The sequence below is a fragment of the Burkholderia sp. 4NA327C6 genome (assembly GCF_005502655.1).
Taxonomy (GTDB): Bacteria; Pseudomonadota; Gammaproteobacteria; order Burkholderiales; family Burkholderiaceae; genus Burkholderia; species Burkholderia contaminans.
Map to the genome: position 1 here is coordinate 117,822 of NZ_SCNZ01000018.1, position 14,234 is coordinate 132,055.

At 66.2% G+C, this 14,234-nt stretch carries 15 protein-coding genes; 13 read left to right on the plus strand and 2 right to left on the minus strand.

Translation table 11 applies throughout. The features are described from left to right. Nucleotides 1-131 precede the first annotated feature (131 nt). The 4 genes from FFS49_RS19910 (at nucleotide 132) to FFS49_RS19925 (ending at nucleotide 3,455) form a co-directional block, all read left to right on the plus strand. Nucleotides 132-1,055: a hypothetical protein gene (locus FFS49_RS19910; RefSeq protein ID WP_224755711.1), complete on the plus strand. Its 924-nt coding sequence runs from the start codon at nucleotides 132-134 to the stop codon at nucleotides 1,053-1,055. Nucleotides 1,056-1,368: 313 nt separating this feature from the next. After that, nucleotides 1,369-2,568, plus strand: a complete 1,200-nt coding sequence (locus FFS49_RS19915; RefSeq protein ID WP_105817303.1) for a PLP-dependent aminotransferase family protein — start codon at nucleotides 1,369-1,371, stop codon at nucleotides 2,566-2,568. A 12-nt stretch (nucleotides 2,569-2,580) separates the two neighbouring features. Continuing rightward, entirely contained in the window at nucleotides 2,581-2,772 is a 192-nt protein-coding gene (locus FFS49_RS19920; protein ID WP_105817302.1) for a hypothetical protein, read from the plus strand. A 95-nt stretch (nucleotides 2,773-2,867) separates the two neighbouring features. Continuing rightward, a complete protein-coding gene (locus FFS49_RS19925; protein ID WP_105817301.1) occupies nucleotides 2,868-3,455 on the plus strand; it encodes a pyridoxamine 5'-phosphate oxidase family protein in 588 nt (195 codons plus the stop codon). Nucleotides 3,456-3,471: 16 nt separating this feature from the next. Here FFS49_RS19925 and gcvA read toward each other — a convergent pair whose 3' ends face one another. Continuing rightward, entirely contained in the window at nucleotides 3,472-4,365 is an 894-nt protein-coding gene (gcvA, locus tag FFS49_RS19930) for a transcriptional regulator GcvA (RefSeq protein WP_039354300.1), read from the minus strand. A 134-nt stretch (nucleotides 4,366-4,499) separates the two neighbouring features. On the opposite strand from gcvA, the gene FFS49_RS19935 reads away from it, so the two are divergent. Both FFS49_RS19935 and FFS49_RS19940 read left to right on the plus strand, forming a co-directional pair. After that, a complete protein-coding gene (locus FFS49_RS19935; RefSeq protein WP_039354670.1) occupies nucleotides 4,500-5,204 on the plus strand; it encodes an SDR family oxidoreductase in 705 nt (234 codons plus the stop codon). Nucleotides 5,205-5,408: 204 nt separating this feature from the next. Continuing rightward, nucleotides 5,409-6,686, plus strand: coding sequence for an epoxide hydrolase (locus FFS49_RS19940; protein ID WP_105817300.1), 1,278 nt, complete (start codon nucleotides 5,409-5,411; stop codon nucleotides 6,684-6,686). 84 nt (nucleotides 6,687-6,770) lie between these two features. Here the strand turns inward: FFS49_RS19940 and FFS49_RS19945 are convergent, their stop codons facing one another. Continuing rightward, the gene (locus tag FFS49_RS19945) at nucleotides 6,771-7,604 is read right to left on the minus strand and encodes an alpha/beta hydrolase (protein ID WP_105817299.1); all 834 of its coding nucleotides are present in this window, start codon (nucleotides 7,602-7,604) and stop codon (nucleotides 6,771-6,773) included. 108 nt (nucleotides 7,605-7,712) lie between these two features. On the opposite strand from FFS49_RS19945, the gene FFS49_RS19950 reads away from it, so the two are divergent. The 7 genes from FFS49_RS19950 to FFS49_RS19980 all read left to right on the plus strand — a co-directional run bounded on the left by FFS49_RS19950 (nucleotide 7,713) and on the right by FFS49_RS19980 (nucleotide 14,224). Continuing rightward, nucleotides 7,713-8,243 carry a MarR family transcriptional regulator gene (locus tag FFS49_RS19950; RefSeq protein WP_105817298.1) on the plus strand — a complete coding sequence of 177 codons (531 nt, stop codon included), beginning with the start codon at nucleotides 7,713-7,715 and terminating at the stop codon, nucleotides 8,241-8,243. Nucleotides 8,244-8,338: 95 nt separating this feature from the next. Next, a complete protein-coding gene (locus tag FFS49_RS19955; protein WP_039354309.1) occupies nucleotides 8,339-9,295 on the plus strand; it encodes a LysR family transcriptional regulator in 957 nt (318 codons plus the stop codon). Nucleotides 9,296-9,503: 208 nt separating this feature from the next. Then, nucleotides 9,504-10,433, plus strand: coding sequence for a TauD/TfdA family dioxygenase (locus tag FFS49_RS19960; RefSeq protein ID WP_105817297.1), 930 nt, complete (start codon nucleotides 9,504-9,506; stop codon nucleotides 10,431-10,433). Then, nucleotides 10,430-11,905, plus strand: a complete 1,476-nt coding sequence (locus FFS49_RS19965; protein ID WP_071333174.1) for an AMP-binding protein — start codon at nucleotides 10,430-10,432, stop codon at nucleotides 11,903-11,905. Before FFS49_RS19960 ends, FFS49_RS19965 begins: the two co-directional genes overlap by 4 nt. A gap of 13 nt (nucleotides 11,906-11,918) precedes the next feature. Then, a complete protein-coding gene (locus FFS49_RS19970) occupies nucleotides 11,919-12,545 on the plus strand; it encodes a thermostable hemolysin (protein ID WP_039354314.1) in 627 nt (208 codons plus the stop codon). Nucleotides 12,546-12,602: 57 nt separating this feature from the next. Then, nucleotides 12,603-13,793, plus strand: coding sequence for a multidrug effflux MFS transporter (locus FFS49_RS19975; RefSeq protein ID WP_039354317.1), 1,191 nt, complete (start codon nucleotides 12,603-12,605; stop codon nucleotides 13,791-13,793). After that, complete coding sequence (locus FFS49_RS19980; RefSeq protein ID WP_105817296.1) at nucleotides 13,790-14,224, plus strand: DoxX family membrane protein; 435 nt, start codon at nucleotides 13,790-13,792, stop codon at nucleotides 14,222-14,224. The genes FFS49_RS19975 and FFS49_RS19980 overlap by 4 nt, the downstream gene beginning before the upstream one ends. Nucleotides 14,225-14,234: the final 10 nt, after the last annotated feature.

Below are 14,234 nucleotides of genomic sequence, written 5' to 3' on the forward strand. Positions count from 1 at the left end.
CGTGCGACCCGCATCGGCAACGCGGGTCGCACGTTTGCGTTCGATCGGCTACGATGACGCGCAGGCATGCTTCCGGGGAGCCGGCGATGACCACGTATGCGATACCGGCCTGGCGCAGGATTCGACAGCGCATGGGCCGGCTTCGGCTTGCAGCGCCGCCAGGCCCGCTTACCGACGCGCCGCGTTCGCCTCGCGCGGCGACGCTCGCGGCGATCGGCGCATCGCTCGTCGTGGCCGCCTGCAGCTGGACCGCGCACGACGTGCACGCGGACGGCATCGTCTGGCAGGTGGACAACGCGACGACCAATCCGGTCGGCAACTGGCAGATGCTCGGCATACACGATCTGCTGATTCAGTGGACCGTCGTCGACGATACCGCGTTCATCGCCAACACCCGCATCCAGCCTGCCGCGCACCTTCCCGACTGGGAACGTATCAGTCGTGAGCCATGGGCCCGAAACGTGATCCTGGGGCTCGCCGGCTACCAGGACGAAAAACGCGCGCGCACCCATCTGTCGACGCTCGCCGACCAGTCGCTGGAGGTGGCGCGCGCAGCGGTCCCGCTGCATGTCGCCGGCTACTACTTCCCCGTCGAGATCGATCCGACCTGGCAGGACGCGCCCAAGCTCGCCGCGATCCTGCAACGGCTGCCGCGCCCGCTCTGGGTGAGCGTGTACGACCAGACCAACATCGGCGGAAAGACGCTCGCGGACTGGCTCGCGGCATGGCTGCCCGCGGACGTCGGCGTGTTCTTCCAGGACGGCTGCGGCGTCTATGCCCGCGAGCCGTACGTCGCGCGCAGCTACCTCGACGAACTCGTTTCGAAACTGGGCAAGCAACGCGTGCGGGTGATCGCCGAGGCGTTCCGGCCTGCCGAGCGGGGCGGGTTTCGGGCCGCCAGCGCCGAAGAGTTGAGCAAGCAACTGGTGGCGTATCACGGCTATCCGGTCTATCTGTTCGACGGCCCGCACTACGTGTCGGACGACCTCACGCGCGCGCTCTCGACGTGGAAGCCCAAGCCGCCGCCGCCCGCGCCTGCGGGGCCGGCGCACTGATCCGGCTGTATTCCGGCCAAGCGGGGCGGGCCGGGTGAGCGCATGGCGAAACGATCGGGCGGATTGGCTTTCGGCCGGCAACACTCGCGCGGAACCCTGTGTCGAAACGCCGGCGTACAGCGCGTTTCGCTGCGCCCGCCCGTGCCCCATGTGATGACCAAACCGCAAGACCTAGTGCATAGATATCGTTTGCCGCGGCCTTAATGACTATCGACAATCGTGGCTCGATTTCACCGCCGCGGCGCAAGAAGCGCCTTGGCGGACGGCACTCGGCGGCTATCCCGGCCGTCCGCGCCATCCAGCTCACGACGACATGTACGCGTTCACTCCCTCATTCCAGAATCCCGCCGGCTCGCCGATTCGCGAACTGTTCAAGTACCTGTCCGAACCGGGCATGATTTCGTTCGCGGGCGGTTATCCGGCCAGCGACCTGTTCGACGTCGACGGCCTGAACGCCGCAGCCGAGCGCGCGTACGCGCAGCCCGTGCGCTGCCTGCAATACGGCCCGACCGACGGCCTCGCCGAACTCAAGCAGCAACTGATCGCGTTGATGGGGCGCCGCGGCGTCGCGTGCACGCCGGCCGAACTGCTCGTCACGACCGGCTCGCAGCAAGGTCTCGACCTGCTGCTGCGCGTGATGGTGTCGCCCGGCGACGTCGTGCTGACCGAGCAGCCGGCCTATCCGGCGACGCTGCAGGCGATGCGCTTGCAGCAGGCGCGCATCGTGACGATTCCGGTCGACGGCGCGGGCCTCGACGTCGATCGTCTCGGCGAACAGCTTGCATCCGGCGCGATCGCGCAACCGAAGCTGCTCTACACGGTCCCGACCTTCGCGAACCCGACGGGCGCGACGCTCACGCGCGAACGCCGGCTGAAGCTGCTGCGTCTGGCAGTGCAATACCGTTTCCTGATCATCGAGGACGATCCGTACGGCGACCTGCGTTTCGCGGGCGAAGCCGTGCCGTCGATGCTCGCGCTCGCCGATGAAGTGGACGGCGCGCGCGACTGGATCGTGCATTTCGCGAGCCTGTCGAAGATCGTCGCGCCCGGGCTGCGCGTGGGCTGGACGATCGCGCCGGCCGAGATCGCGCGGCGCTGCGTGATCGCGAAGCAGACGGTCGATCTGTGCAGCACGCCGTGGACCCAGGCGACCGCTGCCGAGTATCTGGCCGACGGTGCGCTCGAACGCCATCTGCCGCGCATCACGGCCGCGTACCGGCGCAAATGCGATGCGATGTGCGACGCGTTGCGCGCCGGCCTGGGCGATGCGATCGAATTTCATCGTCCCGAAGGCGGGATGTTCGTGTGGGCGCGGATCGGCGCGGTGTCGTCGGACGTGCTGCTGCAACAGGCGATCGCGAACAAGATCGTGTTCGTGCCGGGCAAGGCGTTCTTCGCGGACAACGTCGACGCGGCTTCGCTGCGCCTGTCGTTCGCCGCGCCGGACGTCGACGCGATCCGGGAAGGCGTGGCGCGCCTCGTGCGCGCGTATGGTGCGGCGCTGGCCGCGTGAGGAGACACCCACATGACTATCACCGTCAACGACACGGTAACGATGCGCGCAGCGCCGGGCGCGGGCGATAGCCGGCCGGTTGCGCACCGGTCGTCGCAGATCAGCGCGGGGCCGCAGTATGTGGCCGACGTGCTCGGCCGTTTCGGCGCGGAGCCGGCGGCCGACCTCGGCGACGCGGCACCGGTCGTACTCGGCTACAACTGAGCCGCGCGGCGACGGCCGGCGCGCCGCATGCGTGCCGTCGCCGCGGCAAACGGTTAAGCTGGCGCGATCGCAACCTGCACGATCGCCGCTTCGTCATGCCTGACTTCATTTCCGAATCACTCGCGCAAACCTACGGGCGCCTGTGGTCCTGCCTCGAATCCGGCGTGAGCGCACAACGCTCGCCGTTCACGATGCTGCAGGCCGCGACGCTCGGCATCGACGGCGCGCCGAAGGTGCGCACGATCGTGTTGCGCCAGGTGAGCCGCGCCGATCGCGTGCTGTCGTTTCATACCGATGCGCGTTCGGAGAAGGTCGCGGAGCTGCGCCGCGATCCGCGCATCGCGCTCGTCGCCAGCGATCTCGATGCGCTCGTGCAGATTCGCGTGGAAGGTGCGGCATCGATCTGCGACGACGAAGCGCAACGGCGCGCCATCTGGCAATCGAGCCGGCCGCATACGCTGCTGCTGTATCGCGCACCGTTGCCGCCGGGTACGCCGGTCGCGTCGCCGGAAGCCGCGCACGTCGGCAGCGCCGCATCGACCGATGACGGCTATGACAACTTCTGCCTGCTTCACGTGACCGTGACGCGTCTCGACTGGCTCGAACTCGCGCGCGCCGGCCATCGCCGCGCGGTGTTCGACCTGCATGAAGGCGGCTACGAAGGCCGCTGGGTCGCACCCTGACGCTGCCGAAGCCCGCTCAAGGGCGCCCGTCCGACACGGCCTGCGTGGCCATCCATTCGCGCATGACGACGATCGCATCGTCGTCGCGCCGCTCGGCCGGATACACGAGATAGAACCCCACCGACAGCGGAAACGCGAAATCGAACGGTTTGCACAGCCGGCCCGCGGCGATGTCGCGCTCGACCAGCGGATCGGTCGCGAGCGCGATGCCCTGGCCGGCGACGGCCGCATCGATCGCGAGCGACGTCTGGTTGAAGCGCAACCCCTTGTGCGGATCGATGTCGACAGGTTCGGGCATCGCGGCGAGGAACTCGGGCCACAGGTCGTGTGCGTCGTGCAGCAGCACGTGGCCCGCGAGCGCGCGCGGCGACGCGGGCGCGGCCAGCAGCGCAGGGCTGCATACGGCGCACACGTCGAGCGGAAACAGCGCATGCGTGGCGAGATGCTTGCCGAACGGCGGCTTGCCGTAGCGGATCGCGAGATCGACACCGTCGTGGCGGAACGTCGCGATCTGCGGGTCGGCGATCACGCGCACGTCGTAGTCGGGATGCGCATCGGTGAACTGCGCGAGCCGCGGGATCAGCCATTTCGATGCGAACGACGGCGTCGTGCTGATCGTCAGCGCGGCGCGCCGCTTCACGAGCTTGTCGGTCGCGTCGGCGATCGCGTGCAGCGCGCGCTGCACGTCGGAGAAATACGCGGCGCCGTCGTGCGTCAGCGCGAGGCCGCGCGGCAGGCGTTCGAACAGTTTCAGGCCGAGCACGTCTTCGAGGTGGCGCACCTGCTGCGCGACGGCGCCCTGCGTGACGCCGATCTCGTCGGCGGCGGCGCGGAAATTGAGGTGCCGCGCGGACACTTCGAACGCGCGAAGCGCATTGAGCGGCGGCAGGCGGGAGGGGCGAGGCGGCATCGTCAGGCTGTAGAAAAACTATCGGCTGGAGGCAGAAATACTGGTTCGACAGTCGGGATGGATGCGCCTACATTACCACCATGGCGCGCCGAACGGCGGCAGCGCGGCGGCAGGATTCGAACGAGGAGCACATCGTGACTGTAGAAAAAGTAGCGTTGATCACGGCGGCAGGCAAGGGCATGGGCGCAGCGATCGCGCGCGAACTGGCGGCGACGGGCTATCGCGTCGCGCTGATGTCGCCGTCGGGCAGCGCGGTGGCGCTCGGCGAGGAACTGGGCGGGTTCGGCATCCAGGGCTCGGTGACGGAAGAGGCCGACATCGACCGGCTCGTGCAGGAAACGGTCGCGCGCTACGGTCGCATCGATGCGGTCGTGAACAACACCGGGCACCCGCCGAAGGGCGAACTGCTGGCGATCACCGACGACAACTGGCACGCGGGGCTCGACCTGATCCTGCTGAACGTGGTGCGCGTGATGCGCCGCGTGACGCCGATCTTCCAGAAGCAGGGCGGCGGCGCGGTGGTCAACATCTCGAGTTTCGCGGCGGATGCGCCCGAGCAGCCGATGCCCGTTTCGTCGGCGCTGCGCGCGGCGCTGAGCGCGTGGACGCGGCTGTACGCGGAACGCTATGCGGCTGAGAACATCCGGATGAACGCGGTGCTGCCGGGCTTCATCGACAGCTGGCCGGAAACGCCGGAGATCGTCGCACGCATTCCGGCCGGCCGCTTCGGCAAGACCGGCGAGATCGCGAAGACGGTCGCGTTCCTGCTGTCGGACGGCGCGGGGTACATCACCGGGCAGAACATTCGCGTCGACGGCGCGATCGTCAAGGCGCTCTGAGCATCGCGTCGGCGAGCGAGCGGCGGCGCGGGCCGGCCGCTCGCGGTGCAGCCGCTACAAACGCGTACAAATCAGACAAATACGGGATACATCAGACCTTTCAAATGGGCGACGCCGCGTGACGAGGGCGCGCCGGATCGAAAGCGTGGGCGCGACTCCGCGCGCGGCATCTTCACTTTCCACTACACGAAAGGATGCCGAACGATGTCTTCCACACCGTTTTCCCCGATGCGCCGCCACCTGCTGGCCACTTCCGTGGCCGCCGGGGTCTCGGCGATGCTGCCCACCGCGCTGCATGCGGCGACCGGCGCGAGCGGCATACGCCCGTTCACCGCGCACATTCCCGATGACGCCGTGGCCGACCTGCGCCGCCGCATTGCCGCGACACGCTGGCCGGGCCGCGAGACCGTCGCCGATGAATCGCAGGGCGTGCGGCTCGCGCGCATGCAGGCGCTGCTGCGCTACTGGGGCACCGACTACGACTGGCGCAAGGGCGAGGCGCGCCTGAACGGTTTCCCGATGTTCATCACCGAGATCGACGGGCTCGACATTCATTTCATTCACGTGCGCTCGCGGCACGAGAACGCGATGCCGATGATCATGACGCACGGCTGGCCCGGCTCCGTCTTCGAGCTGCTGAAGGCGATCGGCCCGCTGACGGACCCGACCGCGCACGGCGCGAGCGCGGACGATGCATTCCACGTGGTCGTGCCGTCGTTGCCGGGCTTCGGCTTCTCGGGCCAGCCGACGAAGACGGGCTGGGGCTCCGACCACATCGCGCGCGCATGGGGCGAACTGATGGCGCGGCTCGGCTATACGCGCTTCGTGTCGCAGGGCGGCGATTGCGGCTCCGTGATCTCGCACCGGATGGCGATGCAGCGCGTGCAGGGCCTCGTCGGGATTCACGTGAACATGCCGGCGACGGTGCCGCTGGATATCGCGACGCTGCTCGCGACCGATGCGCCCGCGCCGGCTTCGCTGTCGCCGAAGGAGAAGGCCGCGTACGAGAAGCTCGCGACCTTCTATCGCGACAACTGCGGCTACTCGGCGATGATGGTCACGCGCCCGCAGACGGTCGGCTACGCGCTTGCCGATTCGCCTTCCGGGCAGGCCGCGTGGATGTACGACAAGATCTCGCAGTGGACATACAGCGGCGGCGTGCCCGAACGCTCGATTCCGCGCGACGAGATTCTCGACGACATTTCGTTGTACTGGCTGACGAACACCGCGACGTCCGCCGCGCAGATCTACTGGGAAGATCACTCGAACAACTTCAACGCGGTGGACATCTCGCTGCCGGCCGCGATCACGGTGTTTCCGGGCGAGATCTACCAGGCGCCGCGCAGCTGGGCCGAGCGCAGCTATCACAACCTGATCTACTTCAACGAAGTCGACAAGGGCGGGCACTTCGCGGCATGGGAGGAGCCGGAGCTGTTTGCGCGTGAAGTGCGTGCCGGGTTCCGGCCGTTGCGGCGCGTATAAGCGCGCGACGGGCAGGCAAACGCGGGCCGGCGGTCATGCGGCCCGCGTTCGCTTTCGTGGGCGTGACGCGCCCCGGCAATCGTCTCAATGGGGGGCAACTTGCGCTGCATCCAGTTCGTTGTGGTCCGACAGAAAGCGCAACAGCGCCCAGTTGAATGTCCTGGCGCTGTCGAGATTCGGATGATGCCCGCTTCCCGGGAGTGCACTGAATCGCGCACCCGGGATCATGGCGGCAAGCCGCTGGCCTTCGATCGCCGGGTGAATGCCATCGTCGTCGCTTTGCAGAACCAGCGTCTCGCTGCGAACGAGATTCAGTCTTCTGCGCACGTCGAAGTTCGCGATTTCGTCGCAAAGGCGAGCGAGGAAGGCTGAATCGGCGCCTGCCGCATGGGCATGGCCGATCTGGTACGCGATCTCCCCATCTTCCGTTTGAGCGTAGTCGGCGCTCACCAATGACGGCCACATTTCCTCGAACCAGCGCGTCGCGCCGTCGCCGCGCTGGAACGCTGCCTTCCACAGCTCGAACCGGCGCACGACATCGTCGGCAGCCAGGTTCGAGAATCCGTTGCAGATGACGAGCTTACCGACCCGCGACGGCGCGTCGATCGCCATCGATAGCGCAATGGCGCCACCGAGTGACAGGCCGACCAGGTTCGCGCTTTCCAGCCCGAGATGGTCCAGCAGACATTCCAGGCCGATGGCGAATGCCTGAACATCGAGCATGCGATCCGGATAGGACGACGCGCCGTGACCGGGAAGGTCCGGCACGATCACGCGAAAACCGGCCTGACGCAGGAACGACATCTGGCGCGCCCACGCGCGCCCGCAACTGCCCATATCGTGAATCAACAAGACAGGCGTGCCGCTGCCGACATCAGCGTAGTAGAGATCGTGGTCTCCGAATGATAGTTTTGTCATGGGTCTGCTCCGTAGTCGCGCCCAACATGCGCTCTCGCGATTATCTTAATATTGAGATATATTGATGACAAGCGCTCACCGAGAACCCCTTCAAATGCGAGGACATTCATGATTGCGTCGGCCAAGGAGGATCATGTCGACCGTGTGGTGGCTCAATGGCGCGACGAACGCCCTGAGCTCGACGTCGCGTCGATGGAGATCTTCGGCCGGCTCGCGCGGCTTTCCAAGCACTGCGAGAAAGCGCGTACGGAGGCGCTTTCGCCGTTTGGATTCAAGGAAGGCGAATTCGATGTGCTGGCGACGCTTCGACGTGCCGGCGAGCCGTACGAGCTGTCGCCGACGCAGCTTTACCGCTCGCTCATGATCACGTCCGGCGCGATCACGAACCGGTTGATGCGCCTGGAGCAGGCCGGCCTCGTCGAGCGTGTACCGAATCCACAGGACGGCCGGGGCCTGGCCGTGCGGTTGACGCCAGCCGGCCTCGAGCTGATCGATCGGGCCGTGCGCGTGCACGTGGATACGCAGAATCTGCTGCTCGGAGGGCTCGATGCCGATGGCCGTACGATGCTTGCGGCACTCTTGAAGCAGGCGCTGCTCGCGTTGCCGGGTGAGGCACTCCCGCAGGACGACGCCGGTTAGGTGGCGGGAAAGGGCGATCGATGATCGCCGCGGTATGACCCGGGCGTCGAGGGGAACCGGGAAGAAGTCCAATGACAACAACAACGAGGTAGATCGTGCTCAACAGTAACGTATTGCGCCAACTCGACCTGCAAGACGTAATGGTGTTTCTGTGTCTGTACGAACACAAGAGCGCACGCCGCACCGCCGAGGTCATGAGCATCAGCCAGCCCACCGTCAGCTATTGTCTGAAGCGGTTGCGCAATTGCTTCCACGACGTGCTCTTCGATGTCGATCACGGCAGCCTCGTCGCGACGGCCAAGGCCGAGGCTATCGAGCCCTATCTGCGAAACGTGATCGATGCGGTGAACCACTGCGCCGACATGGATGACGACCAGGTGGTCGCCACGACACGCCGCGTGATGCGCGTCTGTGCGCCGGAGTACTTCGAGCTGCTGTTGCTGCCGGGTGTGCTCGAGTCGTTCATGAAGCGTGGCCGGGAAACCTCGCTGATCGTCGACCGCCTCGGCCGCGATCTGCCGGTGGAACGGCTGCTGGCCGGCGAAATCGACTTCGCGATCGGCTTCGGTCCCGGCTACCATCGGCTGCATCCCGACCTGCAATGGGAATCGGTCCTTTCCGACACCTTCGTGTGTCTGACCGCGTCGCGCAAGCTCGCGCCGTCGACGCGCGTCTCGCTCGACGAATTCTGCGACATGGACCACGTGTTCCCGACGCCGTGGGTATCCGAGCGCAACATGATCGATGGCTGGCTCGAAAAGCTCGGCCGCTCACGCAGTATCGTCGCGCGCGCCAACACGTATCAGGCCTGCCTGAACATCGTCGCGCGGCTGCCGGTTGCCCTGACGTTGCCGCGGCGCCTGATCCAGTACCTGTCGATTCCGCCGGCCGTGCAGATCTGCGAAGTGCCGCTCGGCTTCCCGACCTTCACGCTGGACGTGATCTGGTCGACGCCGATGGAAAAGAACCCCGACATCCGCACCATGCGCACCCTGTTCAAGGATCTCGCGAGCGCCAATGCGCTCGAACCGGGGGAATTGCCGCGCGCGTAGCGTCGACCTGCCGGTGCCGGCCGGCGATCGCCGCCGTCCGGTTTATTGCCGGTGAGGAAGCAAACCCCGGCTTCCTTGCAGGACCCTAAACAAAATTTACATCCACCATTTAATTTTTAAAACGGTGCGCCCGGCCGTGTCGGTAGATTGGTCAGTGTTCGACGAAGCCGTGCTTCGAACACAAGACTAACCACACTGAGAGGCAGCCATGATGGATGTAGTTGACGTAGTCACTGCGCAGGTTCAGCACAAACCGTTGCCGCGTTTCGGCTTCGAGTTGATCGAAAGTCTCGAGCCCGGTCAAAAGGCGATCGACCTCGTCGATACCGCCCAGTTGTACGACCAGCTCGCCCATTCGGGTGTCGTGATCTATCGCAATTTCGCGGATACGCTCGACGATTTCAACCGCTTCGTCAGCCAGCATTCGGCGCGCGTCACGTTCGATCCGGCGCGCAAGACCTCGACGGAAAACACCGCCGAAATCGATGCCGGCGAGCTCGAAATGGGCCTGCACCGTGAGAACGGCAACCTGCCGTTCACGCCCGACCTGCAATGGTTCTACTGCCTCGAGCCGGCTCGCGTCGGCTCCGAGACGACGATCTGTGACGGGCAGCGCGTGCTGCACGAACTGACGCCGGCCGTGCGTCGCCTGTTCGAGCAGCGCCAGATCAAGTATTCGCGCCGCATTCCCTGGCCGAATGTACAACGCTTCCTGAGCGTCGAGCTGCAGCTGCCGGCGCACGAAGTGAACGACTCGCATCTCGAGGTCGTCAACCAGCGCGTTCGAGGTCAGCATTATCGCCGTCTCGACCCGTTTCTCGTGTCGTCGGAGCGTGTGACCGATGCGATTATCACCAGCTGCTTCTCCGGCCGTCGCGCGTTCTGCAATTCGCTCCTCGGGCCGAGCGTGAACTACGAACCGCCGCTGATCACGTGGGCCGACGGGTCCGACATCGATTTCGAGGTGTGGGACGAAATCAAGGACGTGACCGCCCGTTATACGTACGACCTGTTCTGGAACAAGGGCGACATCGTCGTGATCGACAACAGCCGCGTGATGCACGGCCGCCGCCGCCTCGCGGACACGGGGCGCCGCATCTTCGGTGCGCAAAGCTATCGCAAGGGAGCAATCGCATGATCAGCGCACTCATCGAACGTCATTTCGCCGAAGCGCCGAACCGCATTGTCGTGCGGGAGATGGACGGCCGTGAATACTCGCTGGACGAACTGCGCGCGGACGTCGCGCGGATCGCCGGCAAGCTGGAGGAGGTGTACGGCGATTGCAGCGGCCTCGTGTTCGGTATTGCCGCGCGCTCCAGCTACACGTGGGTCGCGACGATGCTCGCGATTTTCCGCGTGAAGGCGGTGCTTCTGCCGGTGCCGATCGAGTTTTCCGACGAGCAGATCGGCAGCCTGCTGCACAAGGCAACCGCGATCTTCGCGCAGGATGCGAAAACCGCCGCACGCATCGGCTCGATCCTGCCGGGCATCTCGTGCATCGACGCCGCGAGCGAGCGCGACGGTTGGCCCGCGGCGGGCGCACCCACCGGCGAGCGAATCGAGCCGGGTATCTGCGGGATCATCCATACGTCGGGCACGACGTCGAAGCCGAAGGGCGTGAAGATCCGCGACGAGGCGGTCGGCCTGCTCGTGACGAACGTGCTGAAGCGCGTGCCGGCCGGCCCGCTCGATTACCTGTCGATCGTGCCGATGAGCCTGCTGATCGAACAGGTGCTCGGCGTGTTCCTGCCGGTGCTGTCCGGCGGCTCGCTGACGCTGATGCCCGCGAACTACGCGGAGTACGGCGCACGCAGCGGCAATGCGCGCGACTACCTGGACCTGATCGCCCGCGTCGATCCGAACTTCCTGTACCTGCCGCCGAAGCTGCTCGAGGAGGCCGATGCGTTGCTGGAGTCGACCGGTACGACGCAACTGTTCGGCCGCCGCAATCCGCACATCATCACGGGCGGCGCGAAGATTCCGGCCACCGTGCTCGAATCGCTGGACAAGCGCGGCGTGCAGGTTTACGAAGCGTACGGGCTCAGCGAGAACAGTTCGATCATCTCGCTGAACTACCCGGGGCAGCGCCGCATCGGCTCGGCCGGGACGCTGCTCGACGGGATCGTGCCGGTGATCGTCGATGGCGAGCTGCGCGTGCGCACGCCGACGCTCTGCGCGGGCTACTACAACTCGGACGATACGTCGTGCGAGCTGACCGACGGCTACCTGCATACCGGCGACATCGCCGAGATCGTCGATGGTTTCCTGTACATCACGGGCCGCAAGAAGCACGTGATCATCCTGTCGACGGCGCGCAACATCTCGCCGGAGTGGGTGGAGACGGTCTACAAGGAAAGCGCGCTGATCGACGACATCGTGGTGTTCGGCGAAGGGCGCGAAGAGCCGGCGGCGATCGTGCTGTCCGCGCACGACGAAGCGGCGGTGCGCGACGAGATGGCGCGGCTCGAACCGCGGCTCGCGGATTTCGCGCGCGTGCGGCGCGTCCGGGTCGTGACGGACATCGAGCGTTTCCGCAAGGATTACTACACGGTCACCGGGCGGCCGCGCCGTCAGCTGATCGAGCGCGATCACGCGGCGTCGCTTTATTGACCGGGAGCCGAACGTGCACATCGTACGAAGCTTTCATCCGGGCCAGGACGCTTATCGCGAGATGCAGCTCGCGGTCTCGCAGCACTACTACCAGGCGCACGGCGCGCGTCCGGAGCCTCGCCCGGACCAGTTCTGGTGCCTGACCGACCGCAAGATGACGTTGCCCGGCTACGCGTGCCTGGGGCTCAGCTGGGGCGACAGCGCCCCGCTGTTCTCCGAGCACTACCTCGACGAATCGCTGACGAGCCTTTACGGGCTGTCGCGTGCGGAGCTGGTCGAACTCGGGCAGTTCTCGTCGTTCGGCGCGAAGGGCGCGGGGCGCTACCTGATCGCGAACGTGTTCCGTACGCTGGCCCAGCATCACTACCGGTACGTGCTGATGACGGCGACGGAGCGGGTGCGTCACATCGTGCAGTCGTTGCAAATCGCCTATGACGATCTCGGCCCCGCGTGCGTGAGCCGGGTACGTGACCGACATGTCGACTGGGGTACGTACTACGACAACTCGCCGCGCGTCATCATGGTGAAGATCGACGACATGGCCAGGCGCAACGACTTGCCGATGTGGAGCCCGCTCGATGATCCGCCGTCGGCCCGCATGCCGCTGAGGCAGGTCGAATGCACCGCAAACGGTCACTGATCCCGATGGGCCGCACGCATGCGCGTCGGCCTGTCATGTCATTTCAGGAACGTCCCCATGTCCGACTCAAATAGATACGAAAACTTCCTCGTGTTCCTGGCGCCGCTGATCAACAGCGTCGGCGGGATCGCGATCGACCTCTATGCGCCGAGCATTCCGGCCATCGGTCGAGAACTCAACGTCATGCCGAGCATGATGCAGAACACGATCACGATCACGCTCGTGTTCTATGCGATCGGCCAGCTCGCGTTCGGCATGCTGGCCGACTGGTGGGGCCGGCGCCCGTCGGTGCTCTTCGGCCTTGCGCTGTTCATCGCCGGCAGCGCACTCGCGGTCGTCGCGCCGTCGTTCGAGGTGCTGATGGCGGGACGCGCGATCCAGGGCTTTGCGATCGGCTCATGCCAGGTCGTCGCGCGCGCCGTGCTGGTCGACCGGCTGAAGGGCGACCGCTTCCGCGTCGCGATCGTCTACCTCAGCCTGGCGTTCGGGCTCGGCCCGGTGATCGCGCCGTACATCGGCGGACACGTGCAGGAGTGGGCCGGCTGGCGCTGGAACTTCGTCGTGTACTGCGGCTACGGGCTCGTCGTGCTGTCGTTCGCGTTCGTGGGCCTGCGCGAGACGCTGCGGCCGGAGTTGCGGCGCACGCCGCGGCAAACCATCGCGGGCTATCGCGAGATCCTGTCCGATTCGCACTTCCAGTCGGCTGTCGCGATGCTCGGGATGAGCTTCTCGGCGTTCCTGATGTGGAACGTGATCGGGCCGTACATCGTGCAGTTCCGCCTCGGGCATTCCGCGTCGTACTTCGGCTCGACCGCGCTCGGCGTCGGGCTGTGCTACCTCGGCGGCACGACGCTGAACCGGAGCCTGATCCGGCGCTACAGCGGCGAGCAGCTGATGCGCGGCGGCATCGCGATCTTTGCGCTCGGGGTGGCGTGCGTGGCGTCGAGCGGCGGCGAGCTGATCCTGGTGACCGCACTCGGCGGGATCATGCTGATCGCGTTTGCGCAGGGCTTCATCTTCTCCAACGCGATGGCGCGCTCGATGGCCCTGTTCCCGGGCCGCGCGGGCGCCGCCGCGAGCCTGCAGGGGTGCCTGATGCTCGCGCTCGGCTCGATCGTGTCGGGCGTCGTCAGCGCGCTGCCCATCGAGACGAATGCGGCGATTGCCGTCATGTTCGCGTGTCTGCTGGGCGTGACCATGATCGGCTTCAGGCAACTGCATCGTCTGCATCCGCAGGTGGCGCGATGAAGGCCGCCGTCGCGCTCGCGCTGCGGCTCGTCCTCGGCGCGTTCTGGATCTGGGCCGGCTTGACGAAGATCGTCGGGCACTTCGATGCGGGGCCCTTCCTGAGCGCCGCCGTCTCGCGATCCACAGTGGCGCCCGAAGCCGTGCGGCTCGCGCTGGCCGGCGCGATCGGACACGTCGCGCTTCCGCACGTCGTCGCGGTCAACCTGGTCGTGCCCTGGCTCGAACTGGCGGCAGGGCTGTCGATCCTGCTCGGCATCGCAACCGCGTGGGGGGTTGCCGGTGCGGCGGCGATGTCGGTGCTGTTCCTCATGTGCGGGGCGGTCAGTACCAATCCATTGCTGCTGTTCGGCGCCGTCCTGTTGGCGATGTTTCACCCGTATGCGCGCGCATGGACCCTTCATGCGTCGCGATCGCCTGCCACGACTATCTGATCTCGTGGCG